The following is a 25,718-nucleotide window of genomic DNA, read 5'->3' on the forward strand; positions in this document are numbered from 1 at the left end:
AAAGGGTGAATCATGGCGAAATCTACCGGCTCGAAAAGTCTTGGTCAGGCCAGGCGTGCTCAGCGTGCAAGGAAGAAAAAGCAGGTGGCGCCAGCGTTTCAAGTGCCGGTGTTGAAAACGGCTTCAAGGCAGAGCGGCGTTGCGACAGTGGCGCTGAGCGACGCCCTCGAGCGCGCGCGCCTGGCGCTCGACGAGGCGTTGGAAGGCCCGCTGGATGCGCCGCTTCATCTGTTCGTGTCCGTCACCGATGCCACCCACCGCGCCATTGTAGTCAACGCCTACGGCGTGGCGGATAGCGAGCATTGGCAAGCGCTGAGTGAGACGCTCGCCGGAAAATTGAGCGAACAGGCGGCGGTACGCTGGCTGCGCCTTGACTGGACGCGCGAGCTTGCCGAGTACACCTGGGAGAGCCTGGCCGCCGAGCTCAAAAAGCACAAGCGTAATTACTTTCGCCGCGGCATCGCGCTGGACGGCGGGTGCCAGCGCGCCTTTCTCGAGCAGGAGCTTAACGCCAACGCCATGCTCTATCAGGGCGTCAAGGTGCCCCACGCCGAGCTCAATCAGAAAAACTTCCTGCGCTACGCCCGCGAGCGCTTTGGCACCCAAACGGAGATCGATTTCGGCCCCCACCAGCGCGTGTTCACCTTTACCACTGATGCGCTTCTGGTGACCGCCGACCAGCCTGTGCGGCCTTTACACGGCTACTCCGGTGGCGAGGAAGGACGCGACACTGGCCGGCGCGTCATCGAAACACTCACGCCCGAGATCACACGTACGCTGATCGAGCGCGCAAGCGAATTTCTCGCCGATCAGGTCGAGCCGAGCGGGCGCTTTATCTATGGCCTGCACCCCTGTTTTGATCGGCAGGTGAACGGCTACAACACCCTGCGCCACGCCAGCAGTATCTACAGCATGCTCGAAGCCTGGGAGGTGACCCAAAGCGCGTCGCTTAAGCGCGCGATCGACGCCGCGCTTTCGCACCTCACCACGCGGCTTTTGAAACGCTTTACGCATCGCGGCGAGCAGGTGACGTACCTGCTGGAGGACAACGGCGAGATAAAGCTTGGCGGCAGTGGCGTCACGCTGTTGGCGCTTTCGAAATACACCGAGCTGAGTGGTGACGAGCAGTACCTGCCGCTAATGGAAGAGGTGGCGCTCGGTATCCGCCAGTGTCAGCTCGAAAGCGGTGGCTTCAACCATGTGTTGAACGCATCCGACCTCAGCGTCAAGGAGGCGTTTCGTATCATCTACTACGATGGCGAAGCGGCGTTCGGGCTGATGCGCCTGTACGGCTTGACCCGAGATGCCCGCTGGCTCGAGGTCGTCGAGCGCGCTTTTGAGTACTTCATCGCCCAGGAGCACTGGAAAGCGCACGATCACTGGCTGAGCTACTGCGTCAATGAGTTAACACTTTACCGGCCTGATGAGCGCTACTACCGCTTCGGGCTTCAAAACGTCGCCGGGTACTTGGGCTTTGTGGAGGGGCGGATTACCACCTTCCCCACGCTTTTGGAGCTGATGATGGCAGCGCACAAGATGATTGCGCGCCTGCAGGCCACACCCGAGCATCGCCATCTTTTAGCGCTGATCGACGTCGAGCGCTTCTACCGGGCGCTGGAGACGCGCGCCCACTACCTGCTCAACGGCCACTTCTGGCCTGAGCTTGCGATGTTCTTCCAGCGCCCGGAGCGCATCGAAGGCAGCTTCTTCATCCGCCACCACAGCTTTCGCGTGCGCATCGACGATGTCGAGCACTATCTTTCCGGGTTCGTAGCATATTTGCTGCACTATTTGAAGCAGAGTGCCCACGACCAGAGTCAGGTTTGAGCAAGCTCAGGGATCAGGGAAGCGCTCGGTCTTGAGATTTAAGCGTAAAAAAGCCCGCTTTGAGCGGGCTTTTTTACGTCGAACAAGGGAAGGGGCGAAATACCCCTTCGCGCTTCGCAATTCTGAATCGATCAGTTCCGAATCAGATAGTCAAAGGCACCCAGTGAGGCCTTCGCGCCTTCGCCCATGGCGATGACGATCTGCTTGTAGGGCACAGTGGTGGCGTCGCCGGCGGCGAACACGCCGGGCACGGAAGTCATGCCGTGGGCGTCGACGATGATCTCGCCGTGGGGCGACATTTCGATTGGTGAGCCTTTTAGCCACTCGGTGTTCGGCACCAGCCCGATCTGGACGAAGATGCCCTCGAGCGCGACGTGTTTGGTCTCGTCGGTGTTGCGGTCCTTATAGGTCAGACCGTTGACGCGGCTGCCGTCGCCGGTCACCTCGGTGGACTGGGCGTTGAGGATGATGTCGACGTTGGGCAGGCTCTTGAGCTTTTTCTGCAGTACCGCGTCGGCGCGCATTTCGCCCATGAACTCGACCAGCGTGACGTGACCGACGATACCGGCCAGATCGATCGCCGCTTCGACGCCGGAGTTACCGCCGCCGATCACGGCGACGTGCTTGCCCTTGAACAGCGGGCCGTCGCAGTGGGGGCAGTAGGCTACGCCCTTGTTACGGTACTCGCGCTCGCCGGGCACGTTCATTTCGCGCCAGCGTGCGCCGGTGGCCAGCACCAGCGTCTTGCTCTTGAGCGTGGCGCCGGACTCGAATGTCACTTCGTGCAGCCCGCCCTCGACCTCGGCGGCCTTGAAGTGGCTGGCACGCTGCAGATTCATCACGTCGACGTCGTAGTCGTTGACGTGCTGCTCGAGTGCCGCGACCAGCTTGGGGCCTTCGGTGTAGGAGACCGAGATGAAATTCTCGATACCGAGGGTGTCGACCACCTGGCCGCCGAAGCGCTCGGCGGCGATGCCGGTATTGATGCCCTTGCGCGCCGAGTAGATCGCCGCCGAGGCGCCGGCGGGGCCGCCGCCGATGACCAGCGAATCGAAGGCGGCTTTCTCGCTGAGTTTCTTCGCGTCGCGCTCGGCCGCACCGGTGTCCACCTTGGCAAGAATCTGCTCGATGGTCATGCGGCCCTGATCGAAGGGCTTGCCGTTGAGGTAGACGCTCGGCACCGACATGATTTCACGCGCTTCAACCTCGTCCTGAAACAGCGCGCCGTCGATGGCCACGTGGTGGACGTTCGGGTTGAAGATCGCCATCAGGTTCAGCGCCTGAACGACGTCAGGGCAGTTCTGGCATGAAAGCGAATAGTAGGTCTCGAAGCGCATCTCGCCGTCGAGCGCCTTGATCTGATCAAGCGTTTCCTGTGCGGTCTTGGGCGGATGGCCGCCCACCTGCAGCAGTGCCAGCACCAGCGAGGTGAACTCGTGGCCCATGGGGATACCGGCGAAAACCACGCCGGTCTCTTCGCCGGGGCGGTTGATGGCAAACGACGGCGTGCGTGCGTCCTGGCCGTCCGTATGCAGGGTGATCTTGTCGGTCAGACTCTTGATGTCTTCCAACAGGCCGAGCAGCTCTTTTGACTTGGCACCGTCATCGAGGGACGCAACGATCTCGAACGGTTGAGTCACCTTTTCCAGATAAGCTTTCAACTGACTTTTTAAATTGGCGTCCAACATGACAGTAGGGTCCTCGCAATCGGCGTTGATTGGGCTCGACCGATGGCAGGCCTGAAAGGCCTTCACGGGAGCAATACAAGCGGTTAAAAAATCGAGCGATGTTTCGGATAGATGTTTCGAATACAAGGAGCGTTTTAAGCCCTGGAGGCACTATTTTCGAAGGCTTAAAACGATGCACCCGGGTAGGACCCGGGTGCAGGGCCGATTCATCACGAAACGGTAAACGCGTTGAGGCGAATCGGCGGGTTGGCGTTAGATTTTGCCAACGAGATCCAGCGACGGGGCCAGCGTCTCTTCGCCTTCTTTCCACTTGGCCGGGCACACTTCGTTCGGGTTTTCGCGAACGTACTGGGCGGCCTTCACTTTACGCAGCAGCTCTTCGGCGTTACGGCCGATGTTGCCGGCGTTGATCTCGACGATCTGAACCTTACCGTCCGGGTCGACGACGAAGGTGCCGCGCTCGGCCAAGCCGTCTTCTTCGATCAGCACTTCAAAGTTGCGCGAAATTTTCAGCGTCGGATCGGCGATCATCGGGTACTGAAGTTTGCCGATGGTTTCGGAGCTGTCGTGCCACGCCTTATGGGTGAAGTGGGTGTCGGTCGACACGCTGTAGATTTCCACACCCAGCTTTTTGAACTCTTCGTAGTTATCGGCCAGGTCACCAAGCTCGGTCGGGCAAACGAACGTGAAATCGGCCGGGTAGAAGAAGAAAATGGACCACTGGCCTTTCAAATCGGCCTCTGTAACGTCGATGAACTCACCATTGAGGTAAGCAGTCGCTTTAAACGGTTTAACTTCGGTGTTGATCAAGGACATTAAGATCGTCTCCAAGTGATTGGGTAGTGGCTTCTGAATACGGGTATCATACTAACGGCGAACGGCTGATAGCTAAAATTGAGAATGGACATATCATCCATAGTCTCATGCTATCGCAAGCGCCTTTATCGATAGCGTGCTCGTTCAAGGTACTTCGAGCGCCTCTCAAAGCCGCCCGGCTACGCCGTCACCAGACGTAGGTGGGGTCGAGGCGTTAGTAATGCAACAATTTTTTGGCCAGCCCTTGCGGTGGGGGAGCCAGCCGCGCAGAATTCCCGGCGCAAAAAATTGCCAGGCGACGAGCAGGTGCTAATTTGAGTGTTGGCACAGCTATCGGCCATCAGGCGATACCTCCGCCGCCCGGGCAAGGCGCGCGGATAGCCGCCCTGGTCTTTCATGATTTCTACAAGGAGCCACCTGATGGGGAACATCCACAAGCTTTCCGCGGCCGTTGCGGCCTTTTCCTGCGTTGCAGCGGCGAGCGCTCACGCTGCTGAGGTGCGCATCTATAACTGGTCCGACTACATTGCGCCGGAAACCCTCGAGAAGTTCACCGAGCGCACCGGCATCGACGTCACGTACGATGTTTACGACAGCAACGAAACCCTCGATGCTGCGCTGCTGGCTGGCCGCTCCGGCTACGATGTGGTCGTTCCTTCCTCGCACTTCTTCTCGCGCCAGCGCCAGGCCGGCGTATACCAGCCGCTGGACAAGAGTGCGCTGCCGAATCTGGAGAACCTCAATCCGGAGCTGATGGAGAATCTGGAAGCCATCGACTCGCAAAGCGAGTACATGATTCCCTACATGTGGGGCACCAACGGCATCGGCTATAACGTCGAGCGCGTCACCGAGATTCTGGGCGACGATGCGCCGCTCGACAGCTGGTCGCTGCTGTTCGACCCGGAAATCACCGGCGCGCTCAGTGAGGCCGGCTGCGGCATTTCCATGCTCGATACCGGCGAGGAGATGCTGCCCGCGGCGATGGCGTATCTGGGCCTCAATCCGATCAGCGACAGCACCGACGATCTCGACGCCGCCGGCGAAGTGATCGCAAGCGTCCGTGACGACATCACCTATTTCCACTCGTCGCGCTACATTTCCGATCTCGCCAATGGCGATATTTGCGTGGCGGCGGGCTACTCCGGCGATATTTTCCAGGCCGCCGAGCGCGCCGAGGAAGCCGGACGCGATTTCGAGATCGGCTACACCATTCCGAAAGAGGGCGCTGCACTCTGGTTCGACGTCATGGCCGTGCCGGCCGACGCGCCGAATCCGGAAAACGCCCACGCCTTCATCAACTTCATTCTCGACCCGGAAATTGCCGCCGAGATCACCGACTATGTCAGCTACGCCAACCCCAATGCCGCCGCTGATGCCTACGTCGATGAGGAGATCCTGAACGACCCGGCGATCTACCCGGAAACTGAGGTGATGCAGAACCTGTATGTCGCCCGCGACATGCCGCAAAATTTCCAGCGTCAGCGCACGCGTATCTGGAACCGGGTCAAATCCGGCCGCTAAGGCGCGCCGTTCAAACGGCGGGCAGGTGAGCTGCCCGCGCTTTATCGTCAGGGCCTGCTCTCAGGCCCTTTTTAGGAGTGGGCATGGACACGACGACCCCGTCGAAGGACACCACGCCGGAGTCAAGCGCTACGCGTACCGCCGGTAAGACCCCGCGCTTTGCCGAGGACGTCGTGCTGCAGGTCAAGCGTCTGAGCAAGCGCTTCGACGATGCGCTGGCGGTGGATACCGTCAATCTCGAGGTCAAGCGCGGCGAGATCTTTGCGCTGTTGGGCGGCTCCGGCTCTGGCAAGTCGACGCTTTTACGCATGCTGGCGGGGTTCGAGACGCCGTCCGAGGGCAGCATTCTGCTCGGCGGTGAGGACATCACGCGAACGCCACCGCACAAGCGCTCGATCAACATGATGTTTCAATCCTACGCGCTCTTTCCCCACATGAACGTGGCGCAGAACATCGCCTTTGGGCTCAAGCAGGACAAGCTCTCGAAGGCGGATATCGACGAGCGGGTCACGCAAATGCTCAAGCTCGTGCACATGGAGCGTTTTGCCAAGCGCAAACCGCACCAGCTCTCCGGCGGCCAGCGTCAGCGGGTGGCGCTGGCGCGCTCGCTGGCCAAGCGGCCAAGGCTTCTGCTGCTCGACGAACCGATGGGGGCACTGGATAAAAAGCTTCGCACCGAAATGCAGCTCGAGGTGGTCGAGATCATCGAACAGGTCGGCGTGACCTGCATCATGGTCACCCATGATCAGGAAGAGGCGATGACCATGGCGGACCGCGTGGCGATCATGGCCGACGGCTGGATCGAACAGGTGGGCTCGCCGGTGGATATCTACGAAAGCCCGGCGAGTCGCATGGTGGCGGAGTTCGTCGGCACGGTGAATCTATTCGAGGGCGAGATCGTGGCGGATGCTGCCGATCACTGCACCATCGAGACGCCAATGTTGTCGCGGCCGATTTACATCGACCACGGTATCACCACCCAGGCCGTGGACCGGCGCGTGTGGGCGGCGCTGCGTCCGGAAAAAATCTGGCTGTCGCGTGAAAAGCCTGAAGGGGCGTACAACTGGGAGGCGGGTAAGGTCGACGATATCGCCTACCTGGGCGGCTACTCGCTTTATTACGTGCGTACCGCATCAAACCAGATCATCAAGGCGAGCATGGCCAACGTCGAGCGTCGCGGGGATCGGCCCACCTGGGAAGACAGCGTGTACGTCTACTGGGAAGATCACAGCGCCATCGTGCTTAACCGCTAATGCGTGGTTTTAGGAGCGCCCCTGATGAAGTCGTTTGACATCGCGACGCGTTTGAAGCGCCTGCAGCTGGGCCGCCGCGCGGTCATCGCGCTGCCGCTTTTATGGCTGACGCTGTTCTTTTTATTGCCCTTTGTACTGGTGCTGAAAATCAGCCTGGCGGAGTCGATGGTGGCCATCCCGCCGTTTGGCCCGCTGATCGAGTACAGCGACCAGGTGCTGCACGTGTTTCTCAACCTGGGCAATTACCTGTTCCTGCTCTCCGATTCGCTCTACGCCGCGGCGTACTGGGGGTCGATCAAGACGGCGTTCATCTCGACCGTTGCGTGTCTGCTGTTGGGCTACCCGATGGCCTACGCCATGGCGCGGGCGCCGCTTCGTTGGCAGCTGGTGCTGGTACTGTTGGTGATGCTGCCCTCCTGGACGTCGTTTCTCATCCGCGTTTATGCCTGGATGGGCATTTTGAGCAACAGCGGACTGATCAATAACCTGTTGCTTGGCCTTGGTGTGATCGAGTCGCCGCTTCGAATGATGAACACCCGCTTTGCCGTGGTGGTCGGTATCGTTTACGCCTACCTGCCCTTCATGGTGCTACCGCTTTACGCACACCTCACGCGCCTCGATAACGCGCTGCTGGAGGCGGCGGCGGATCTGGGCTCGCGCAGGCTCAATACCTTCATCAAGGTGACGCTGCCGCTCTCCATGGGCGGGATCATCGCGGGGTCGATGCTGGTGTTCATTCCGGCGGTGGGGGAGTTCGTGATCCCCGAGCTTCTCGGCGGGCCGGATACGTTGATGATCGGTAAGGTGTTGTGGGAGGAGTTCTTCCTCAACCGCGACTGGCCGGTCGCCTCGGCGCTGGCGATGGTGATGCTGCTACTGCTGCTCGTGCCCATCGTCTGGTTTCACCGCTATCAGTCCCGGGAGCTCGAAAAATGAGTGTCAAGCCGCGCGTTCCTTCGTTCACGACGGTCATGTTGGTCATCGGGCTTCTGTTTCTCTATTTGCCGATGGCCGTGCTGGTGGTCTATTCGTTCAACTCCTCCAGACTGGTCACGGTGTGGGCCGGGTTCTCCACCCAATGGTACGGGGCGCTGTTCGAGGATCGCCAGATCCTCGAAGCGGTATGGACGAGCCTTAAAATCGCCTTTTTCGCCGCCAGCATGGCGGTGTGTCTGGGCACCGTTGCGGCCTTCGTGATGACCCGGTTCGGGCGCTTTCGCGGCAAGACCGCGCTTTCGAGCATGGTGACCGCGCCGCTGGTGATGCCGGAGGTGATCACGGGGCTTTCGCTGTTGCTCCTGTTCGTTCAGATGGCCCAGCTGACCGGCTGGCCAGCGGATCGCGGCATGGCGACGATCTGGATCGCCCATACCACGTTTTGTAGCGCCTACGTGGCGGTGGTGGTGGCCGCGCGGCTTCGCGAAATGGACCGCTCGATCGAGGAGGCGGCGATGGATCTGGGTTCACCGCCGCTAAAGACCTTTTTTTGCATTACGCTGCCGGTGATCTCACCGGCGCTGGTCGCCGGGTGGCTTCTGGCCTTTACGCTGTCGCTGGATGACCTGGTGATCGCAAGCTTCGTGTCCGGGCCCGGGGCGAATACGCTGCCGATGGTGGTGTTTTCCTCGGTGCGCCTTGGCGTGTCGCCGAAGATCAACGCGCTGGCGACGCTGATCATCTTGATCGTGGCGATCGCTACGCTGCTCGCCTGGTACGTCATGCGGCGAAGCGAGAAGCGCCGGCTCATGCTGATTCGGGAAGCCCAAAGCGCCGAGTAAAGGCAAACAGCGACATCAAGACACTTCATCGTCAAGGCACTTCATCGTCAAAGCACATCGTCGTCAAAGTACGTCGTCGTCGCGCCCGGTGGTGATCGCGTCGATCTCACCGGTCATCGGCGACATGACCACCTGCACCTGAATCGGTGCGCAGCAGCGGTGGCAATCCTCCCAGGTGGTGTGGCTGCCCTGGGACGTGTCGATTATGAAGGTCAGCGCCGTGGCGCAGTAGGGGCAGTCGAAATCGTGTTCGATGAGCGCTTCGTCGTCCATGAGGATCTCTCGCAAAGGGTGGGGGCGTGCACAACACGGGTGGATTCAGTGTAGCAGAGCCCGGGTGGGCGCCGGTCGCCAGAATCAGGTAGGATGGGTCGGCGGTTTTTCGATCAACAGGTGAGACAACGATGATGAAACGTTACATGGTAGTGGCGGCCGCGCTGGCCCTCCCGATGACGGCTCTGGCAGAGACGCCGAACGTAACGCCGGGCGAGTGGGAGTTCGTCAGCGTGACCAGCGTAAGCGGCGATATGGATATTCCGGATCAAACCGAAACCGAGCGTCAGTGCATCACTCAGGAAGAGCTCGACAGCGCCGAATTCGGCCTGATCGAGGAAGAGCAGGGCTGCGAGCTCTTGAGCCAGGAGATGAACGCTGACGGTCTCTCCTACAACATGGCCTGCAGCGCCGACGGTGGCCAGGCGACCATCGACGGCGAAATGAGCTTCATGGGCGAGCAGATCGATGGCACCGTCACGATTGTGACCGAGTCCCCGATGGGCGCACTCACGATGGATACCACCATCGAAGGCGAGCGCGTCGGCGACTGTGGTTAAGCGTTGACGAGTGAGTGAAAAAGGCGCCTTTCGGCGCCTTTTTCGTTGGCCTCAAACACGCCGGTCGGCGGCGGCGATCTCCGTCTCCAAACGGCGCTTGACCGCGTTGGGCGAGCCGGTGTGGCGGGCGAGCAGATCATACGCCACCGGCACGACCAAAAGCGTAAACAGCGTGGCCGCCCCGACGCCGGCCATGATCACCGTGCCGATCACCAGGCGCGACTCCGCCCCCGGCCCCGTCGAGAGAATCAGCGGCACGGCACCTGCCATGGTGGTGATCGCGGTCATCAGAATAGGGCGAAGGCGGGTAACCGAGGCCTCCACGAGCGCCTCGCGAAACGCCACGCCTTCGTCGCGCAGCTGGTTGGCGAACTCGACGATCAGAATACCGTTTTTCGCCGCCAGCCCTATCAGCAGCACCAGCCCCACCTGGCTGTAGATATTCAGTGACTGACCGGTGAGCAGCAGGGCGAGCAGCGCGCCGCTCATGGCCAGCGGGACGGTCAACATGATCACCAGCGGGTGGATAAGGCTCTCGAACTGCGCCGCCAGCACCAGAAACACCACCACCGCGCCAAGCACCAGCAAAAAGGTCGTGGCGCCACTGGCCGCCTGATAGTCCCGCGAGGGCCCGGCCAGGCTGGTTTGGGCCGCCTCGGGCAGCAGCTCATCGGCCGCTTGCTGCAGGTAGGTGATCGCCTCGCCGAGGGTGTAACCATCGGCCAGGTTCGCCTCGATAGTGATCGAGCGCACGCGGTCGAAGCGGTTGAGCGTGCTGGCGCCGGCGAAGTCGGAGAGCGTCACCAGACTCGAGAGCGGAATCAGCTCGTTGCTCCGGCGCGAACGCACCTGGACGTTGTCCAGCGCGCGGGGGCTGTTTTGCCGCGCCCGGTCGCCTTCGACGATGACGTCGTACTCCTCACCGTCATCGACGTAGCGGGTGACGTTGCGCCCGCCGAGCAGCACCTCGAGGGTGCGGCCGATCTCGCTGACCGTCACGCCGAGGCTTGCGGCGCGGGCGTAGTCGATCTCCACGCGAAGCTGCGGCTGGGTTTCGTCATAGTCGCTTTCAAGCGCGGTCAGGCGCGGATTGTCGCGGCGCACGTGCTCCAGCAGCGTATCGCGCCAGCCGGCGATCTCTTCATAAGAGCCGCCGCCGAGCACGAACTGCAGCGGCTTTTGAGTGCGCTGGCCAAACCCCTGGCGCATCACCGGGAAGGCGCGCACACCGGGGAGCGTGGCGAGCGTCTCGCGCACCTCGTTCATGATCGCCCAGGCGCTTCGCCGCGTGCCCCACGGCGCCATGTCGATGATCAGAAAGCCGCTGTTGAAGTTTTCGATGTTGCCAAAGCCGCGCGGCGCGCGCACTACCACGCGCTCGAACTCGCCGCTTTCCAGAAAGGGGTCGAGTCGCGCTTCGATCTCGTCCATGTAGTCCATCATGTACTCGAAGGTGGCGCCTTCCGGGCCGTTGACCAGCACGATGAAGTTGCCGCGATCCTCCTGGGGGGTGTATTCGCTCGGAAGAATCGAGGCAAGCCAGGCGGTGGCGGCGATCAACAGTAAAAACAGCGCCACCACCAGCCAGCGCAGTTTGAGCGTCAGCAGCAGCACGCGCCGGTAAAGGCGCTGGGTGGCGCTCAAAAGCCGCTGCACGCCGCGGCCGATGGTGCTTTCGTGCATGCCGGGCTTGAGAATTTTCGAGGCCATCATCGGCGTGAGCGTCAGCGCCAAAAGCGTCGAGAACACCACCGCCGCGGCCATGGTCAGGGCGAACTCGGAGAACAGCCGGCCGATATCGCCCTGAAGCATGCTCAAGGGCACGAACACCGCGACCAGCACCAAAGTCGTGGCAATCACCGCAAAGCCGATCTGACGGGTACCGCGGTAGGCGGCGACCAGCGGGGTCTCGCCGTACTCGAACATGCGCCGGTTGATGTTCTCGAGCACCACGATGGCATCATCGACGATCAGGCCGATGGCGAGCACCAGCGCCAGGAGCGTGAGCAGGTTGATCGAAAAGCCCATGACCGCCAGCGCCGTAAAGGCGCCGATGACCGCGATGGGCACAGTGACGGCGGGCACGAGCGTGGTGCGAAGGTTGCCCAAAAAAAGAAAGATGACCACGACCACCAGCGCCATGGCGATGAACAGCGTCGAAACGACCTGGTCGATGGCGCCGGCGACGAACAGCGAGGCGTCGTAGTTGAGTTCGAGCGTCATGCCGTCCGGCAGGGTTTGCTGCAGCCGTTCAAGCTCTCCCTGCACCGCCTCGGACAGCGCCAGCACGTTGGCAGTGGACTGCATGATCACCCCAAGGCCCACCATCGGCACGCCGTTGGCGCGAAACACCGAGCGATCCTCAACCGAGCCCACCTCGACGCGGGCGACATCCGAAAGGCGCACCAGATAGCCGCTCTCGCCCTGGTCCAGCGCCAGGCGCTGGAAGTCCTCGGCGGTGGCAAAGGCGCGCGGCAGGCGCACGATGAACTGGCGGTCGGCGGATTCGAGCGAGCCGGCGGGCAGCTCGACGTTTTCGGCGCGCAGGGCATCCTCGATGTCGCCCACGGTCAGGCCTCGGGCCGCCAGCGCGTTGCGATCGAGCCAGACGCGCATGGCGTAGTCGCGCCCGCCGCCCACGCGAATGCGGGCAACGCCGGGCTGTACCGACAGGCTATCGACCAGTTGGCGGTTGGCGTAGTCGGTGAGCTCGGTGATCGAGTACTCGGCGCCGGATAGACTCAGCCACACCACGATCTCTTCGCTGCTGTCCGCCTTGGTCACTTCCGGCGCGTCGGCATCGTCGGGAAGATTTCTCAGCGCCCCGGAGATACGGTCGCGAATATCGTTGGCCGCGGCGTCGATGTTCATGGTGATCGCGAATTCGATCTCGATACGCGAGCGGCCATCCTCGCTTTGCGAGGTAATCAGCTCGATCCCTTCGACCCCGGCGATGCGATCCTCGAGTACCTGGGTAATGCGCGTTTCGACCACGCTGGCCGAGGCGCCGGGGTAGCGGGTATCGATACTGACGATCGGTGGATCGACGGTGGGGTACTCCTGCAGCGGCAGCCGGTCCAGCGCCAGCACGCCGAAGGCGATGATCAGCGCGGCGATGACCAACGCCAGGACCGGGCGCTGAACCGAGATGTCCGAAAGCTTCATCCGCGGTCCGCCTCCAGAAGCTCGCGCACGCCGGTGTCGTCATCGACGACGCCGAGCAGGCGCACTTCCAGCTCATCGCGGGCAAGCTGTAGCCCGTGGATCACGACCAGATCGTCAGCGTCGAGGCCTTCCAGCACTTCCACCTCACCCACGCGGCGCTCGCCGATCGTGATTTGACGCCGCTCCAGGCGGTAAGTGTCGCCGTCTGCGTGGATCAGCATGACGTAGTGGCGGTCGCCGCTGGGCTCCAGCGCCGCTTCGGGAACGATGATGGCCTCGCGCGGGCGCTGGCGTACGGTGACTTCCATCAGCATCCCGGGGCGAAGGCGCAGCCCGGGGTTGTCGAGCAGGGCGCGTACGTCGACGCTGCGGGTGACTGGATCGATGCGCGTGCCGATACTGGCGATGTCACCGCCAAACACTTCGTCCGGGTAGGCGGCGGTCGTGGCGCTGAGCGCGAGCCCCGGCGAGAGACGGCCGAGAAACACTTCCGGTACGCTGAAGTCGAGCTTCATGACGTCGAGCTTATCGAGCGTGGCCAGCGCCATGCCCGGCGTGACCAGCGCGCCGACGCTCAACTCTTTAAGCCCGACCCGGCCGCTGAAAGGAGCATGCAGCCGGTAGTCCTTGAGCTGCGCCTCGATGGCCTGCACCTGGGCCTGGGCCTGATCCTGCCGGGCCTGGCTATCCTCGACGTCGGCGCGAGCGGCGAGGTTTCGGTTTTGCAGCTGCGTGGCGCGATTCAAGGCGTTGCCACGCTCGGCGCCAAGCGCCTGGGCGGCGCGCAACAGCGCCTGCTCCTCGGCGTCGTCGAGGCGAATCAAAAGCCGTCCGCGCTCGACCTGTTCGCCGTCGTCGAAATTGATCTCGGCGATGCGCTCGGTCACCGTGGCGGCGAGCGTCACGCTTTCATCGGCGCTGAGCGTGCCCAGCGCCTCGAGCGGGTCCGACCAGTTGCCCGCCTCGGCGTAGCGGCCGATGACGGTCGGCAGCGGCTGGGCGAAGGCCGGTGGGGCAAGGGCAAGCATGAGGATCACGCTAAAGAACAGTTCGATAAGGCGGTTGTGGGCAGGCATACGGGTCTCGGTCAAGGGCCGTGTTAGCTCGGGCGCAGTGCATGCGCAGGGTCGTTCAGCGCGGCGTTTAATGCAACGCTTTCGCCGCGCTGCCCGAAACAGCGCCCCCGGTGCAGCGCTCGCCGAAATAGGGGGCCGGCACAATAAAGCGCTTCATACCTGATAGAATGGCCGACTTTCTGTTGGTTCGAGGATGTCGGGTATGGTGTTTGATGTCGTGATCATCGGCGCGGGGGCGGCGGGTCTCATGTGCGCCGCCCAGGCCGGCTACGCCGGCAAGCGGGTGCTGGTGCTGGACCATGCCAACAAGGCGGGCAAGAAGATCCTGATGTCCGGGGGCGGTCGCTGTAACTTTACCAACATGGACACCGCGCCTCACCACTTTTACTCTCAAAATCCGCACTTTTGCATCTCGGCACTCAAGCGCTACCGCCCGGAGCACTTCGTCGAGCTGGTCGAGCGCCACGGTTTGGAGTACGTCGAGAAAGCCCCGGGCCAGCTCTTTTGCGCCGACTCCGCGAAAGAGATGGTGCGGCTTTTGTTGACTGAGTGCGAGTGGGCCGGCGCCGAGGTGTCGCTCAATACCCGCATCGAGCGCGTCGAGCGCGCGGGCGATGCCATGCGCCTTCATACCTCCCGCGGTCGAATCGACGCGGGCGTGCTGGTAGTGGCCACCGGCGGACTCTCGATCCCCACCCTGGGGGCGAGCGGCTTTGGCTATGAGCTTGCCCGCCAGTTCGGGCTCGAGGTACTGCCCACCCGGCCAGGACTCGTGCCGCTCACCCTGAGCGATACCTGGAAGGCGCGTGCCAGCGCCCTTTCCGGGGTGAGCGTGCCGGTGGCCGTCCACCACGAAGGCTACCGTTTCGAAGAGCCGCTGCTGTTTACCCACCGGGGCCTGTCCGGGCCGTCGATGCTGCAAATCTCGAGCGTGTGGGAGCCCGGCGAGGCGCTCTCTATTGATTTGCTGCCTCACTGTGAGGCCCGGGAGTTACTCCTGAAAGCGCGTCAGGAAACGCCCAGGCGGCTGCTGTCGACCTGGCTTGGCGAGCACTTCCCCAAGCGCCTGGCCCAGGCGCTGATCGAGTGGTACCCCGACGGGCAGACGCACCTACCGCTGGCGCAGGCCTCCAATGAGATGATCGACGCCTGGGCCGAGCGGCTGAACGGCTGGACGTTGAAACCTTCCGGCACGGAAGGGTGGCGTACCGCGGAGGTGACCATGGGCGGCATCGATACCGATGCGATTTCTTCGAAAACCTTCGAGGTGAAGGAGTTGCCCCAGCTTCGCTTCATTGGCGAGGTGCTGGACGTCACCGGGCGTCTCGGAGGCTACAACTTTCAGTGGGCCTGGGCGAGCGGAGTGGCCTGCGCCCAAGCGCTTTAATCGCTACCGGCACACGCCAGATACGAAAACGCGCGCCGAGGCGCGCGTTTTGGAAAGCGTCAACCGACACTTTTCAGGTCGCAATCTTGGCCAGCAGTTTGAACTTGCGAAACAGCATGTACCCCGCCAGCGCCTTACGCCCGGCGGCCATGGCGCCACCCGGATGGCGCACCAGACGCCACGCGGCAATACCGCCAATAGCGAAAAGCGGCAGTTTGAAACTTTTCAGGCTGTTCTCGAGCGGCTGAGCGGCGTTGAGCAGGTAGTCGCTATCGACCAGAATATCGACCCGCTGCTGCTCGAGTTCCAGCAACAGCGCTGCCTTGCGCTCGGCACGGCTGGGTCTAGCGGTGTTGGTCGGGGTGGTCATACTGGTTGGCCTCCAAAAGCGCCCGGTCGGCTGCCAGCTGCTTGAGCGTCTCTTTCAACAGCGTGTGGCTCTTTGCCTGACGAAGGGCAATCAGGGCGAAAAGCAGGCTTGCGAAAATCAGAGCGCCGGCGCTGACAACGATCGCCGTTATGCGGTAAGTATCCCAGAAGAGGATAATGACCAGCGCCGTCAACGTGGCCACGCCCAGTAAAAGCAAAAGCAGGCTCGCGCCTGCCAGCAGAAAAAGTACCAGTAAACGTGCGCGTTCCTCTTCGAGCTCTAATACCGCCAAACGCAGGCGGGTTTCACTATTGGCGACCAGTGAGCCCAGCAAGCGTTTGACGGCAGAGAATACGCGTTGGGTAGGACCCAAGGCCATTAGCGACGACCGAGCAGCAGTCCGGCTACCAGACCCGCAGCGGCACCAATACCCATGCTGGTCCAGGGGTTTTCGCGAACGTAGCGGTCGCAGCAATCAACCTGGTTGGACAGCGACTCGCGGGTATCTTCGTAGAGATGCTCGCCAGCGCTTTCCAAACGTGAACGGGTCTCTTTCAAACGACGCTCGGCGCGCTCGCGAAGGCCGCGCATTTCACCGCTGGCATCCTTGGAGGTGGCGCTGACCAGCTCTTCGACGGTTTCGCTCAGGTAGCGAAGGTCGTTTTTGAGCTGGTCGGCACGTGCTGAACTGTCGGAATTACGTTTGGCCATGATGTCTTCCTTTGACGTATGAATGAAACGATAACCGCTATCAGCATAGCAGCCCTTACCGAATAGACAACCTTGCCTAGCGGTCGAGCCCGGAGGCGCTAAACATGGGATTCAGGCTAAACCCGATGCTCAGCCGGTGGACCCGGTTGTCGTAGTCGATCATGCTCTCGCCGTACCCGTAATAGTACTGCAGGTGTGCGCGAAGATTGGTGAACGCCGGCCAGCTGTAGTCGATTTGCGTGCCATAGTTGCCCGCCGAGGGATTACCGCGCAGTTGCCCGGCGATTTCGTGATTATGGTTCAAACGCTTGGCCAAACGGATGTCGCCGTAGCCCATGAAGCGCTCGATGTCCGGGTTGTCGTCGCTACTTTCCGACTCCGGTACGCGCCAGTGGGGGGCAAGTGTGAGCGCCCAGTCGCCGCGCTGGAAGGTGCTCTCCAGGTAGAATCGATTCCAGCTACGCGAGAGCGGGTCCGAGCGGCCGTTGGACTGGTGGTTGAACGCGACCCGGTTGCGGGTGTTGACCCAGCCAAGCGCCGTCCAGGCGTTATCGAAGTCGATGAAGAGTTCCGGCTCGTAGTTGGTCTCCCGGAAAGGCGAGGAGGCCTCGGTGTTGTATGCCTGCCACCAGCTTCTCTGGGTATAGCCGAAATAGACATCCCCCACGTCACCAAACAGGTCCTGCACCAGGTTGAACTTGGCGCTGAACTGAAACTTCACTTCGACGTTGTCCGGACCGTTTTCGTCAGTGATTTCGCGAAAGCTTTCCGCATCCCGGTTGGTGTTGTAGCTCACCGGGAAAAGATAGTTGGTCCGGTGCGTGGTGATCGCGAAGGGGTTGCGCGTCGACTCCTGCTCGAGCATGCGCCGCTCACTCAAGTCTTCCAGCGCGGCCTCTTCCGGCTGCGGTTCGGGTTCGATGCCGGCGGCGCGCTCCTCGGGGGCTTCCACCTGTTGAAGCTGCTGGCGCAGTTGATAGAGCTCGACGTTGAGCGCGCGAATGCGCGCCTCGATCTCGTCAGGCGACTGCTGCGCCCAGGCACTCGACGCGAGCGGAGAGGCGCCAATGAGCACGAACAGTGCTGCAAACAACCGGGGTTTATTGACCATGAACGAGGCTCGCGAGGTGAAGGAGTGAGTTAACAGGGCTTTCTATACAGCCTTGGCGTTTAAGTCAACTAGCGATGATTGCGAAAGTACGCATTACCCAGGACAATGGCGCCCTTTCCCGCCATAGCGGGCGATCTGTCAGCGGGGCGACGCGTCGAGATGAAACGTGCGGTTGGGAGATGGGTGGGTGGTTTGGCGCTGATGGCGCTGTTACTCGTCGTCACGGGCGCCAGCGCTTGGGCGGTCGAGGTCGAGGGCGTTCCGTCGCAGGAAGAGCTCAGTGAACGTCTTGACCAGCTAGAGGCGACGGAAGGGGAGTTAAGCACTCAGCAGGCAAGCGATCTTCAGTCGCTGCAAGCCTCGCTGGACGCCTATGAGCGCCTCGAGGCGATGGAGGAGCGTCTCGCCACCCTCGAGCAGCGCACCGATGACGCGCCCTCGACGCTGGCGCGTCTGGAGCGCGAGCTCGACGAAGCCGAACAGGCGCGTCAGGCGTTTAGTGCCGAAGACCTGAGCGACATGGCGCTATCGCGGTTGGAAAGCCGCCAGGCCGACGCGGTGGCCGCCCTGCAGCAGCTCCAGGGGCAGCTTGCCGACGCCAACTCCCAGCTGTTGGCCGCTCAGACTCTCCCCGAACGCGCGCAGCAGGCCATTTCCGATGCGCTCCAGCGAAGCGAACGCCTGCGCCGCGAGCTGGACGAGCGCGAGGCACTGCTCGACGACCGCCAGCTCTCGGCGCAAAACGATGCCGAACTGATTCAGCTTCGCTTGGGGCGGGCGCTGGCCGAGCGCGAAATCAGCCTCAACCAGCGTGAGCTCAGCGCCAACAGCCGCCTGCGCGAGTTGGCCCAGCGGCGTCGTGATCTTCTGTCGATGCAGATCGATGAAAAGGAGCAGCAGCTCAACCTGCTTCAGGGCGTGATCGACCGCCAGCGCCGGCTCGCCTCGGAACAGGCGATCGCCGATGCCGCCCGCGAGGACCCGCTGGTGGCCGAAGGGCACCCGGTGGTACTGAGCGCCCAGCAGATCAACCAGGCGTTGAGTCTCGAGCTTTTAAGAGCCACCGACCGTGCCAACGGCATCGTGCGTGAAAACATCGAGGCGCAGCGTCAGCTCGATCACGTGCGCCAGCTCCAGCGAAGCCTCAACGAGCAGCTCGATGCCATTCGCGGCAGCCAGCTTCTGTCGCGCATTCTGGTCGAGCAGCGCCAGTCGCTGCCCAGCATCGCGCCCCGGCGCGATCTACAGGACGAAATCGCCGACCTGCGCTTGAAGCAGTTCGATCTGGTGCGCCAGCGCGACCAGCTCAGACAGGGGGAGCGGCTGGCCAACCAGCGTCTGGAGGAGGCCGGGGTTGAAGTCACCGCCGGGCTCGTCGACTCTCTTTCAAGGCTCTACCAGTCCCGGCGCGAGCTCGTCGAGCAGCTCGAACAGGCTTACAGTGAGCTTTTGAGCGCGGCCATCGAGCTGCAGCTCAACCAGCAGCAGTTGTTGGAAATCTCGCGCACGTTGCGCTCGACCATTGACGAGCAGCTGTTCTGGGTAGCGAGCAGCCGCCCGCTGGATCTCACCTGGCTACGCCAGCTGCCGCAAAACCTGCGCATCGAGTGGCGTGAAGGCGAGTGGCGAAACCTTCTACCCACCCGCTGGCAGGGGCTTTCATGGCAGGTGCTCAGCGGCGCGCCACTGATGCTGATCAGCCTACTGTTGATCTTTCTCAGAGCGCGTATCAAGGCGCGGCTGGCGCTTCTTCATTCGCAGATCGGCCGGCTCAAAAGCGACACCCAGGGCCATACGCCCAAGGCGGTGCTACTCAACGCGCTGCTCGCCCTTCCCGGCCCGCTGGTACTCGCCGGCGTCGGTCTGGGGCTCAAAACCACCGAGGGCACGGCGCTTCAAAGCCTGTCGATGGCGTTTTTGCAGCTGGCGCTGAGCTGGGGGGCGATCGCCTGGGGGCGTCGGCTTCTGGTGCCGGATGGTGTGGCCGAGCGCCACTTTACCTGGTCGGCGGGCTACAGCGCTCGGCTTCGCAAGCTTTTGGGCGGGCTTGGGCTGATGCTATCGCTGGTGCTGGTGATCGCGACGATCTCCGAGCCGATGCAGACGCCGCTGATCCAGCGGCCCATCGCGCTCCTGCTGTTGTTCGTGGCGTTAGCGGCGATGAGCTGGTGGCTGGCCCAGCTGATTCTCGCCCACGTGCCGTTTTTCGGCGTGCGCCTCTTCCGGCTGCTGCTGGGGCTTTCCATCGCCGCGGTGCCGCTGGTGCTGTTCAGCCTGGTGGCCTGGGGGTTCGAGTACACCGCGCTGCGCCTGGTGGGGCGCTTTGCCATGACGATCTACATTCTCGGGCTCTGGATCATCATCGAAGCCACCGTGGTGCGCAGTCTGGCCGTGGCGGCGCGTCGTCTTGCCTATCGCCGGGCGCTGGCGCGCCGCCGGGCCCAGGTGCAGGAGGGGGCCGAAGGCGGGCTCGAGGTGGTCGAAGAGCCGCCGCTGGACATGCACCAGATCAACAGCCAGTCGCTGCGTTTGTCCAAGCTGATTCTTCTGATCGGCTTCATGACGCTTTTGTACCTGGTGTGGTCGGATCTTCTCTCGGTGCTGGGCTATCTGGATCAGGTGTCGCTGTGGGACGCCGAAGAGGGCGATATCGTCGGCAATACGCTGTCGATCGCCGATCTGTTCACCGCGCTCTTCGTGGTGGCGGTGACCTTCATCATGGCGAGCAACCTGCCCGGACTACTGGAGGTGATGGTGCTCTCCAGGCTCTCGCTCAAGCAGGGCAGTTCCTATGCCATCACCTCGCTTCTCTCCTACACCATCGTAGGCACCGGGGTGGTCATGGCGCTGGCAACCCTGGGCGTTTCCTGGGACAAGCTGCAGTGGCTGGTGGCCGCGCTCAGCGTGGGGCTCGGCTTCGGGCTGCAGGAGATATTTGCCAACTTCATTTCGGGGCTGATCATCCTGTTCGAGCGCCCGATCCGTATCGGCGACACCATCACGCTTGGGAATTTGCACGGTACCGTTAGCCGGATCCGCATTCGCGCTACCACGGTCACGGATTTCGATCGCAAGGAGATCATCATTCCCAACAAGACCTTCGTGACCGACCAGCTCATCAACTGGTCGCTTTCCGACAACGTCACGCGGGTGGTATTGACCTATGGCGTCTCCCACGGCTCGGATCTGGCGCGGGTTCATACGCTTTTGCGCCAGGCCGCCGATGAAAACGCGCGCATTCTGACCGACCCGGAGCCTCAGGTCTTCTGCGTAAGCTACGGGCCGCACAGCCTGAATTTCGAGCTGCGCATCTTCGTCAACGACCTGCTCGACCGGCTCTTTGCTGCCGACGAAGTGAACTGCCGGGTCGACGCGCTGTTTCGCGAGGCGGGCATTCGGGTGGCTTTCGAGCAGATGGACGTCTGGCTGCACCGCGACGAAAGCGAGCCGGTCAAGGTGCAGTCGGCCAACGTGCCGCCGCCCTCGACGGGCTAGCGGGCGGCCTTTTCGTTGGGGCCCTGAATGTTCTTGTCCTGCTTGCTCAGGCCTTGCTCGCCAACAGCAAAAACTCCCGATTGCCGTCGCCGCCGGTGATCGGGCTCTCCTGCCAGTGGCTTATCTCAAAACCGCTTTCCTCGCAGCACCGGCGAATGCGCCGCTCGACCTCCATAAAGCGCCTTGCGTCCTGCACCACGCCGCGCTTATCGAGCGCCCCGGGGTCGAGCTCGAACTGCGGTTTCACCAGCGATAATAGCCGGCCACCCGGGGGCAGCAGCGTTGCGATCTCGGGGATGATCAGCGTTTGCGAGATGAACGAGACGTCCATGACCGCGACGCCGATCGGCCGCTCTGACAGCGCCTCAAGAAGCGCTTGCGAGCTGCTCATCGAGCGGGCGTTCAAGCCTTCCAGACAGCGCACCCGCGCATCCGCGCGAAGCGCCGGGTCGAGCTGGCCGTGGCCGACCTCCACGCCGATGACGTGGCGCGCACCAAAGCGCAGGGCGCAGTCGGTGAAACCACCGGTAGACTGACCCACATCGAGCACCCCAATGTCATCGAGGCGAAGCCCAAGCGTCTGGAGCACGCCTTCGAGCTTGAGCCCGGCCCGAGAGACGTAGCGCTCTTCCGGGTCGTCGTCGATGACAAAGCGCGTCTCGGGTGGCCAGGGTTGGGAGGCGCGGGTCAGCGGAGTGCCATCTTCAAGGCGGACCCGGCCGTTTTTGATCAGGCGCTGGGCGCGGGTGCGGGAGCTGGCGAGGCCCAAAGTCGCCAGCAGCTGGTCGAGTCGCATCATATCGGGGGAGTAAATGGTTCGTTAGCGGTTGGATGAGTGGCTTTTTAGCATTCGAGTTCTGGCAGGCGCGGCTCGCCCCAGCTTCGGTGCAGGTAGCCCGTGACCCGCTCGAGCACGTCCTGAGAGACCGTGGCCGGCTCGCCGCGCTCCAGCGGGTCGTAGTGATAGATGTAAAGGCGCGAGACGAACTGCTCGAACGGCAGCGAGGCCTCGCCGAAGCGCTCGCCAAACCCGGCGGTGCTCACGCGCACGCCGTCGCCCCAATCCTGGCCGCTGTCGTTGTTGGGGTTGAAGAAGTAGACACGCATGGTGTCGGTCGGGTCGAGCGAGGCGCGAAGAATGGTGATGGCGTGCCAGCCCACGAAGCGTCCGGCGCTGTCGGTCACGGCGATGCCCGCGGGCTGGGGGTGAATCAGCGGCTGGTTGCCGTTGTAGAACGGATGGTAGCTGGCGTAGAAGTGGCGAATGAAGCGTTCGACCTCGACGAGCCGGCCGCTTTGTACATCGACGTTGATACGAAACCCGCGCCCGGACCACCAGCCGTGAAACTCCGGGTTGACCCAGCGGTGCGGGTCGCCTTCACGCCCGATACAGCGCCGCCCCATCTCGGCGTAGATGCGATCCAGGTGCGGCACCACGATCAGCGAGACCGGGTCCAGGTCCATGGGAAGGGAGGTGGCCACACCCGCGCCGCTCTCTCTGGACGAGATCGGCTGGCCTTCGAAGTGCATGATGATTTCATCGTCTCGCGTCGCCCAGGCCACCATTTGCAGCAGGTAGTCCGGGTCGTTGTAGGCCCACATCGAAAGCGCCCGCGCCGACTGGCAGGTCGGGTTGTTGCCCTGGCCCACGCCCAGCGGTAGCCCTAAAAGGCACAGCACGCCCTCCATGAGCCGCGCGTGGGGGCTCACCTCGTTGCCGTAGGTCGCGCTCAACCGTGCTTTGGCTGGCGGTGATAGCGCCAGATTGAGCTGACGCCACATTGCCGGGGCCACCGGCGGCTGATAGAGAATCCCACGCTCGAGCATCAACGCGAGGCCGTACACCGCCTGAGCAGTTGCGGGGTAGACGCTTTCGCGAATCAGCGCGTGCACCAGCTCGCGGTAGCACAGCAGACAGTCCCGCCCGGTGGAAGAGAGCCCGAGCGCTTCGCTGATCAGGTAATCGCTTTCATCGAGACAAAAGCGCATCAGCACAGCGTGGTAGGGCGACACCAGCCCGGTGTCGTGCATGGCGCGGGCAAAGCCGGTGGCTTCGGCCTGCAGCGCGGCGCTGTCCATGCCGGCCAGCCGCGTCTGAAACACCTCGACGCCCGGATCCTCGCGGCACGCCTGGGTGGGGCCAAACAGGGAGCTGACCAGCCGGTCAGCGCCCTGGCCGCTCGCGCCGAGATCGATCGATGGGTCGGCCTGGCACAGCGCGATGTGGGTAATCATCTGCTTAATGCCGTCGACCTGCACCGGGCGCTGCTGAAGAATGCGCCAGATTTCGTCGATCAGCCGGTCGATGATGTGCTCGTAGCCGATTCGCCCGGCCAGATGCTGAAAAAGCGCCCGCGGAATCGCCGCCAGTCTGCCCTGGGTTTCGCGCTCGGCCTCGGTTGGCGCGCCGAACAGTAGCGTCAGGTTGAGCGCCATGACCTGGGTGAGGTGTTGGTGCGCCTGCGCCTGGGTGATCAGCGGATGATCGAGCTCGCCTTTGGCCACGGCCAGAAGGCGCAGCTCGCTGAGCGCCTCGATCACCAGGGCGTGGGCGTGGGCGCTTTTGAGCGAAAAGGCAGCAAGGGCGGGCTGGAGATACTGCGGGGTTTCCCAGTCGGAGCCCTGGAACACGGCGGCGGATTCAAACGTCGCGGCGCGCGCCTCGCAGGCCTGGCAGCCGCCTGGTTGCAGCAGCACGCGGCGGGCGGTATCCAGAACGCGGGGGAGCTTGTCGGGCCGGGCGAAGGCGGGAGCGTCCTCGAGCCTTTTAAGCGCATCGTCCAGCTTTTCCAAAAGTCCCCTCAGCAGAGGGGACGAAGTTTGATCATCGGCGGTCGTCACAGCGACTCCTTTTCCCTGCAGTCGCGGGGATTATACATAGAAGTCGAGGTCTTCCTGATGTTTTAGCAGATCGCGAAGCGTGTGGGCGTCGTCGCCGCGAAAATAGATAAGCCCCCAGTGGGTGCCGAAGGCGGTGCGCTTGGTGACCGTTTCTTCGACCGGCGAGGTAAGCTCGTGTGACTCGAAGTAGGGGTGATCCTCGGTCTCCTCCGGAATCTCCAGGCGGCTGACCACGCGTCGGCGGGGGTAGACGCCGAAGCAGCCGGCGAAGCCGTCGGCATCGACCACTTCCTTGGGAAAGAAGGCGGCGACCTCTTCCGGCGTGGTTTTGGGGTCGAATACCAGCATCGAGGCCTGGTAGGCGTTGAAGCCGTAAACGCGCTCGAGCAGTTCGAACACCTTGAAGCCCGGTGGGCGGTAGGCGACTTCCCCAAAGTACATCTCGCCGTCGCTGGTGACGAAGTACTCCGGGTGAATCAGGCCGAACTCGATGTCGAAGGTCTTGATGAGCTTCTCGATCTGTTGGGTGATCTGTTCGCGATACTTTTCGAGCTCCGGCGAGGCGGGCACGAACACCGAATAACCCAGGGTCACGTACTCGGAAATGTTCAAAAAGGCGATCTTGCCGTTATGAATCCACGCCTCGACGGCGAACTCCCAGCCGTCCAGGTGCGACTCCATCAGGACCGGGAATTCCTCTTCCGGAATCGAATCGATTTCATCCGGGGTGCGAATCACGCGGTGGCCAAGACATCCGGCCTTATCGAAGGCCTTGAGGTGAATAGGGTCGTTGGGGTCGCCGTCGAGCTTCAAAAGCGTTTGGTTGACGCGCTTCAAAAAGCGGATGACGTCTTCCTTATCGTGGGCTTCTTCGAAAATGCCCACGCGAATGCCTCCCAGCTGTGCCCGGCGCTTCATCAGGGCCTTGTCGCGTAGCAATAGCGACTGGCCGTAAAGGCGCGGATTGTCGAGCAGCAGCGAGTTGATCGCGCCGGCCCACTCCACGGTCTCTTCGAACAGCGGGATGGCGACGTCAACGCCTTTCTCTTTCAGGGTTTCGGCGATTTCGAGCGAGCGGTCGTTGAGACGCTCGAAGTTCCAGGCCACGTGGGGAATGTTGTGCTGTTGGCAATACTCTTCGGCCCAGTCCGGGGCGACCACGATGTAGCGGCGGTCGAACTTCTCCGCCGCTTCGATGGCGTTCAGGCTCCAACCCAGTAGGGCGATATACCCCTTGCTCGAATCCTTTTCCATGCTGGTAACTCCTGTGGGGAAAAAACCGTCTGCATTGACGCCACCATACACACTCGGTCACCCAAACAATACCCGAGCCGCCGCCCTGAAAAAGGGGAGTAACGCGTAAAACGTGCACGCGGCAGTAAAGGGCAAGCCCAGAGTTATGATAGTCTAGGATCGAGTTTTTGACCTTTAAACGCCAAGAGGACGACGCCAGAATGGCGCCCAAGCCAATCTATCGGGTAGTGGTTCACCAGCAGGGTGAAGTGTGGGATTTATACGTCAGAGAGATCTTTCAAAGCGAACTCTGGGGCTTTATTGAAGTCGAGGAGTTTGTCTTTGACGATGTTTCGCGGGTGGTGGTCGACCCGGGCGCTGAAAAACTGCAGCGCACCTTCGAGGGCGTCAAGCGAAGCTACCTGCCGCTCAACGCCATCGTGCGGATCGACGAAGTCGAGCGTGAAGGCCCGCTGAAAGTCGTCAAAAGCGATAGCCGCGTCGCGGAATTTACTCGTCCCTTCCCGCTGCCACCTCGCGGTGAAAGGTAAGCGTACGGGCGCGCCTTCCTTTGGGCAACGATGCTCGACGTACGTGTTTTTTGATCAGGATG

General features: G+C 62.3%; 21 protein-coding genes. 9 read left to right on the forward strand and 12 right to left on the reverse strand.

The window, feature by feature from the left end:
• The first annotated feature begins 12 nt into the window (after window positions 1-12).
• Window positions 13-1,827: a hypothetical protein gene (locus tag OCT39_RS05655; protein ID WP_263586699.1), complete on the forward strand. Its 1,815-nt coding sequence runs from the start codon at window positions 13-15 to the stop codon at window positions 1,825-1,827.
• Window positions 1,828-1,958: 131 nt separating this feature from the next.
• Here OCT39_RS05655 and ahpF read toward each other — a convergent pair whose 3' ends face one another.
• Both ahpF and ahpC read right to left on the reverse strand, forming a co-directional pair.
• Window positions 1,959-3,515 (reverse strand): alkyl hydroperoxide reductase subunit F, encoded by a 1,557-nt coding sequence (gene ahpF / locus OCT39_RS05660; RefSeq protein ID WP_263586700.1) that lies wholly within the window; start codon window positions 3,513-3,515, stop codon window positions 1,959-1,961.
• A 252-nt stretch (window positions 3,516-3,767) separates the two neighbouring features.
• Window positions 3,768-4,331, reverse strand: coding sequence for an alkyl hydroperoxide reductase subunit C (ahpC, locus tag OCT39_RS05665; protein WP_263586701.1), 564 nt, complete (start codon window positions 4,329-4,331; stop codon window positions 3,768-3,770).
• 420 nt (window positions 4,332-4,751) lie between these two features.
• Here ahpC and OCT39_RS05670 point away from each other — a divergent pair, with 420 nt between their 5' ends.
• From OCT39_RS05670 to OCT39_RS05685, 4 genes are all read left to right on the forward strand, one after another.
• Complete coding sequence (locus tag OCT39_RS05670; RefSeq protein WP_263586702.1) at window positions 4,752-5,852, forward strand: polyamine ABC transporter substrate-binding protein; 1,101 nt, start codon at window positions 4,752-4,754, stop codon at window positions 5,850-5,852.
• A gap of 83 nt (window positions 5,853-5,935) precedes the next feature.
• Window positions 5,936-7,105 carry an ABC transporter ATP-binding protein gene (locus tag OCT39_RS05675; protein ID WP_263586703.1) on the forward strand — a complete coding sequence of 390 codons (1,170 nt, stop codon included), beginning with the start codon at window positions 5,936-5,938 and terminating at the stop codon, window positions 7,103-7,105.
• Between the two features lie 24 nt (window positions 7,106-7,129).
• Window positions 7,130-8,041, forward strand: coding sequence for an ABC transporter permease subunit (locus OCT39_RS05680; protein WP_263586704.1), 912 nt, complete (start codon window positions 7,130-7,132; stop codon window positions 8,039-8,041).
• Window positions 8,038-8,883 (forward strand): ABC transporter permease subunit, encoded by an 846-nt coding sequence (locus OCT39_RS05685; RefSeq protein ID WP_263586705.1) that lies wholly within the window; start codon window positions 8,038-8,040, stop codon window positions 8,881-8,883. Before OCT39_RS05680 ends, OCT39_RS05685 begins: the two co-directional genes overlap by 4 nt.
• Before the next feature lie 63 nt (window positions 8,884-8,946).
• On the opposite strand, the gene OCT39_RS05690 is transcribed toward OCT39_RS05685, so the two are convergent.
• Complete coding sequence (locus OCT39_RS05690) at window positions 8,947-9,156, reverse strand: CPXCG motif-containing cysteine-rich protein (protein ID WP_263586706.1); 210 nt, start codon at window positions 9,154-9,156, stop codon at window positions 8,947-8,949.
• A 131-nt stretch (window positions 9,157-9,287) separates the two neighbouring features.
• On the opposite strand from OCT39_RS05690, the gene OCT39_RS05695 reads away from it, so the two are divergent.
• The gene (locus OCT39_RS05695; protein WP_263586707.1) at window positions 9,288-9,716 is read left to right on the forward strand and encodes a DUF3617 domain-containing protein; all 429 of its coding nucleotides are present in this window, start codon (window positions 9,288-9,290) and stop codon (window positions 9,714-9,716) included.
• A gap of 51 nt (window positions 9,717-9,767) precedes the next feature.
• On the opposite strand, the gene OCT39_RS05700 is transcribed toward OCT39_RS05695, so the two are convergent.
• On the reverse strand, window positions 9,768-12,881 hold the full coding sequence (locus OCT39_RS05700; RefSeq protein ID WP_263586708.1) for an efflux RND transporter permease subunit: 3,114 nt from the start codon (window positions 12,879-12,881) through the stop codon (window positions 9,768-9,770).
• Window positions 12,878-13,957 (reverse strand): efflux RND transporter periplasmic adaptor subunit, encoded by a 1,080-nt coding sequence (locus OCT39_RS05705; protein WP_263586709.1) that lies wholly within the window; start codon window positions 13,955-13,957, stop codon window positions 12,878-12,880. Before OCT39_RS05705 ends, OCT39_RS05700 begins: the two co-directional genes overlap by 4 nt.
• A 202-nt stretch (window positions 13,958-14,159) precedes the next feature.
• On the opposite strand from OCT39_RS05705, the gene OCT39_RS05710 reads away from it, so the two are divergent.
• A complete protein-coding gene (locus tag OCT39_RS05710) occupies window positions 14,160-15,344 on the forward strand; it encodes an NAD(P)/FAD-dependent oxidoreductase (protein ID WP_263586710.1) in 1,185 nt (394 codons plus the stop codon).
• 73 nt (window positions 15,345-15,417) lie between these two features.
• Here OCT39_RS05710 and OCT39_RS05715 read toward each other — a convergent pair whose 3' ends face one another.
• From OCT39_RS05715 to OCT39_RS05730, 4 genes are all read right to left on the reverse strand, one after another.
• Window positions 15,418-15,714 carry a YqjK-like family protein gene (locus OCT39_RS05715; protein ID WP_263586711.1) on the reverse strand — a complete coding sequence of 99 codons (297 nt, stop codon included), beginning with the start codon at window positions 15,712-15,714 and terminating at the stop codon, window positions 15,418-15,420.
• The gene (locus OCT39_RS05720; protein ID WP_263586712.1) at window positions 15,689-16,093 is read right to left on the reverse strand and encodes a phage holin family protein; all 405 of its coding nucleotides are present in this window, start codon (window positions 16,091-16,093) and stop codon (window positions 15,689-15,691) included. The genes OCT39_RS05715 and OCT39_RS05720 overlap by 26 nt, the downstream gene beginning before the upstream one ends.
• Window positions 16,093-16,425, reverse strand: coding sequence for a DUF883 family protein (locus OCT39_RS05725; RefSeq protein ID WP_252109116.1), 333 nt, complete (start codon window positions 16,423-16,425; stop codon window positions 16,093-16,095). Before OCT39_RS05725 ends, OCT39_RS05720 begins: the two co-directional genes overlap by 1 nt.
• A 76-nt stretch (window positions 16,426-16,501) precedes the next feature.
• The gene (locus tag OCT39_RS05730; RefSeq protein WP_263586713.1) at window positions 16,502-17,536 is read right to left on the reverse strand and encodes a phospholipase A; all 1,035 of its coding nucleotides are present in this window, start codon (window positions 17,534-17,536) and stop codon (window positions 16,502-16,504) included.
• A gap of 159 nt (window positions 17,537-17,695) precedes the next feature.
• On the opposite strand from OCT39_RS05730, the gene mscK reads away from it, so the two are divergent.
• Complete coding sequence (gene mscK, locus OCT39_RS05735) at window positions 17,696-21,031, forward strand: mechanosensitive channel MscK (protein WP_412031136.1); 3,336 nt, start codon at window positions 17,696-17,698, stop codon at window positions 21,029-21,031.
• 46 nt (window positions 21,032-21,077) lie between these two features.
• Here the strand turns inward: mscK and OCT39_RS05740 are convergent, their stop codons facing one another.
• Genes OCT39_RS05740 through OCT39_RS05750 form a run of 3 tightly spaced genes read right to left on the reverse strand, consistent with a single transcriptional unit; the run spans window position 21,078 to window position 25,126 of the window.
• Window positions 21,078-21,830 (reverse strand): TlyA family RNA methyltransferase, encoded by a 753-nt coding sequence (locus OCT39_RS05740; protein ID WP_263586714.1) that lies wholly within the window; start codon window positions 21,828-21,830, stop codon window positions 21,078-21,080.
• Window positions 21,831-21,874: 44 nt separating this feature from the next.
• Window positions 21,875-23,872, reverse strand: coding sequence for a hypothetical protein (locus tag OCT39_RS05745; protein ID WP_263586715.1), 1,998 nt, complete (start codon window positions 23,870-23,872; stop codon window positions 21,875-21,877).
• A gap of 30 nt (window positions 23,873-23,902) precedes the next feature.
• On the reverse strand, window positions 23,903-25,126 hold the full coding sequence (locus tag OCT39_RS05750; RefSeq protein WP_263586716.1) for an ATP-grasp domain-containing protein: 1,224 nt from the start codon (window positions 25,124-25,126) through the stop codon (window positions 23,903-23,905).
• A 200-nt stretch (window positions 25,127-25,326) separates the two neighbouring features.
• On the opposite strand from OCT39_RS05750, the gene OCT39_RS05755 reads away from it, so the two are divergent.
• Window positions 25,327-25,656 carry a DUF1820 family protein gene (locus OCT39_RS05755; RefSeq protein ID WP_252109111.1) on the forward strand — a complete coding sequence of 110 codons (330 nt, stop codon included), beginning with the start codon at window positions 25,327-25,329 and terminating at the stop codon, window positions 25,654-25,656.
• Window positions 25,657-25,718: the final 62 nt, after the last annotated feature.

This window comes from Halomonas sp. GD1P12, assembly GCF_025725645.1.
GTDB lineage: Bacteria > Pseudomonadota > Gammaproteobacteria > Pseudomonadales > Halomonadaceae > Vreelandella.

Excerpts from the sequence above, each read along its gene's own strand:
- mscK (WP_412031136.1), top strand. The coding sequence starts at position 17,696 with ATGAAACGTGCGGTTGGGAGATGGGTGGGTGGTTTGGCGCTGATGGCG.
- OCT39_RS05730 (WP_263586713.1), bottom strand. The coding sequence starts at position 17,536 with ATGGTCAATAAACCCCGGTTGTTTGCAGCACTGTTCGTGCTCATTGGC.
- ahpC (WP_263586701.1), bottom strand. The coding sequence starts at position 4,331 with ATGTCCTTGATCAACACCGAAGTTAAACCGTTTAAAGCGACTGCTTAC.
- OCT39_RS05690 (WP_263586706.1), bottom strand. The coding sequence starts at position 9,156 with ATGGACGACGAAGCGCTCATCGAACACGATTTCGACTGCCCCTACTGC.
- OCT39_RS05750 (WP_263586716.1), bottom strand. The coding sequence starts at position 25,126 with ATGGAAAAGGATTCGAGCAAGGGGTATATCGCCCTACTGGGTTGGAGC.
- OCT39_RS05740 (WP_263586714.1), bottom strand. The coding sequence starts at position 21,830 with ATGATGCGACTCGACCAGCTGCTGGCGACTTTGGGCCTCGCCAGCTCC.
- OCT39_RS05685 (WP_263586705.1), top strand. The coding sequence starts at position 8,038 with ATGAGTGTCAAGCCGCGCGTTCCTTCGTTCACGACGGTCATGTTGGTC.
- OCT39_RS05715 (WP_263586711.1), bottom strand. The coding sequence starts at position 15,714 with ATGACCACCCCGACCAACACCGCTAGACCCAGCCGTGCCGAGCGCAAG.
- OCT39_RS05680 (WP_263586704.1), top strand. The coding sequence starts at position 7,130 with ATGAAGTCGTTTGACATCGCGACGCGTTTGAAGCGCCTGCAGCTGGGC.
- OCT39_RS05720 (WP_263586712.1), bottom strand. The coding sequence starts at position 16,093 with ATGGCCTTGGGTCCTACCCAACGCGTATTCTCTGCCGTCAAACGCTTG.
- OCT39_RS05705 (WP_263586709.1), bottom strand. The coding sequence starts at position 13,957 with ATGCCTGCCCACAACCGCCTTATCGAACTGTTCTTTAGCGTGATCCTC.
- OCT39_RS05695 (WP_263586707.1), top strand. The coding sequence starts at position 9,288 with ATGATGAAACGTTACATGGTAGTGGCGGCCGCGCTGGCCCTCCCGATG.
- ahpF (WP_263586700.1), bottom strand. The coding sequence starts at position 3,515 with ATGTTGGACGCCAATTTAAAAAGTCAGTTGAAAGCTTATCTGGAAAAG.
- OCT39_RS05755 (WP_252109111.1), top strand. The coding sequence starts at position 25,327 with ATGGCGCCCAAGCCAATCTATCGGGTAGTGGTTCACCAGCAGGGTGAA.
- OCT39_RS05675 (WP_263586703.1), top strand. The coding sequence starts at position 5,936 with ATGGACACGACGACCCCGTCGAAGGACACCACGCCGGAGTCAAGCGCT.
- OCT39_RS05725 (WP_252109116.1), bottom strand. The coding sequence starts at position 16,425 with ATGGCCAAACGTAATTCCGACAGTTCAGCACGTGCCGACCAGCTCAAA.
- OCT39_RS05670 (WP_263586702.1), top strand. The coding sequence starts at position 4,752 with ATGGGGAACATCCACAAGCTTTCCGCGGCCGTTGCGGCCTTTTCCTGC.
- OCT39_RS05655 (WP_263586699.1), top strand. The coding sequence starts at position 13 with ATGGCGAAATCTACCGGCTCGAAAAGTCTTGGTCAGGCCAGGCGTGCT.
- OCT39_RS05710 (WP_263586710.1), top strand. The coding sequence starts at position 14,160 with ATGGTGTTTGATGTCGTGATCATCGGCGCGGGGGCGGCGGGTCTCATG.
- OCT39_RS05700 (WP_263586708.1), bottom strand. The coding sequence starts at position 12,881 with ATGAAGCTTTCGGACATCTCGGTTCAGCGCCCGGTCCTGGCGTTGGTC.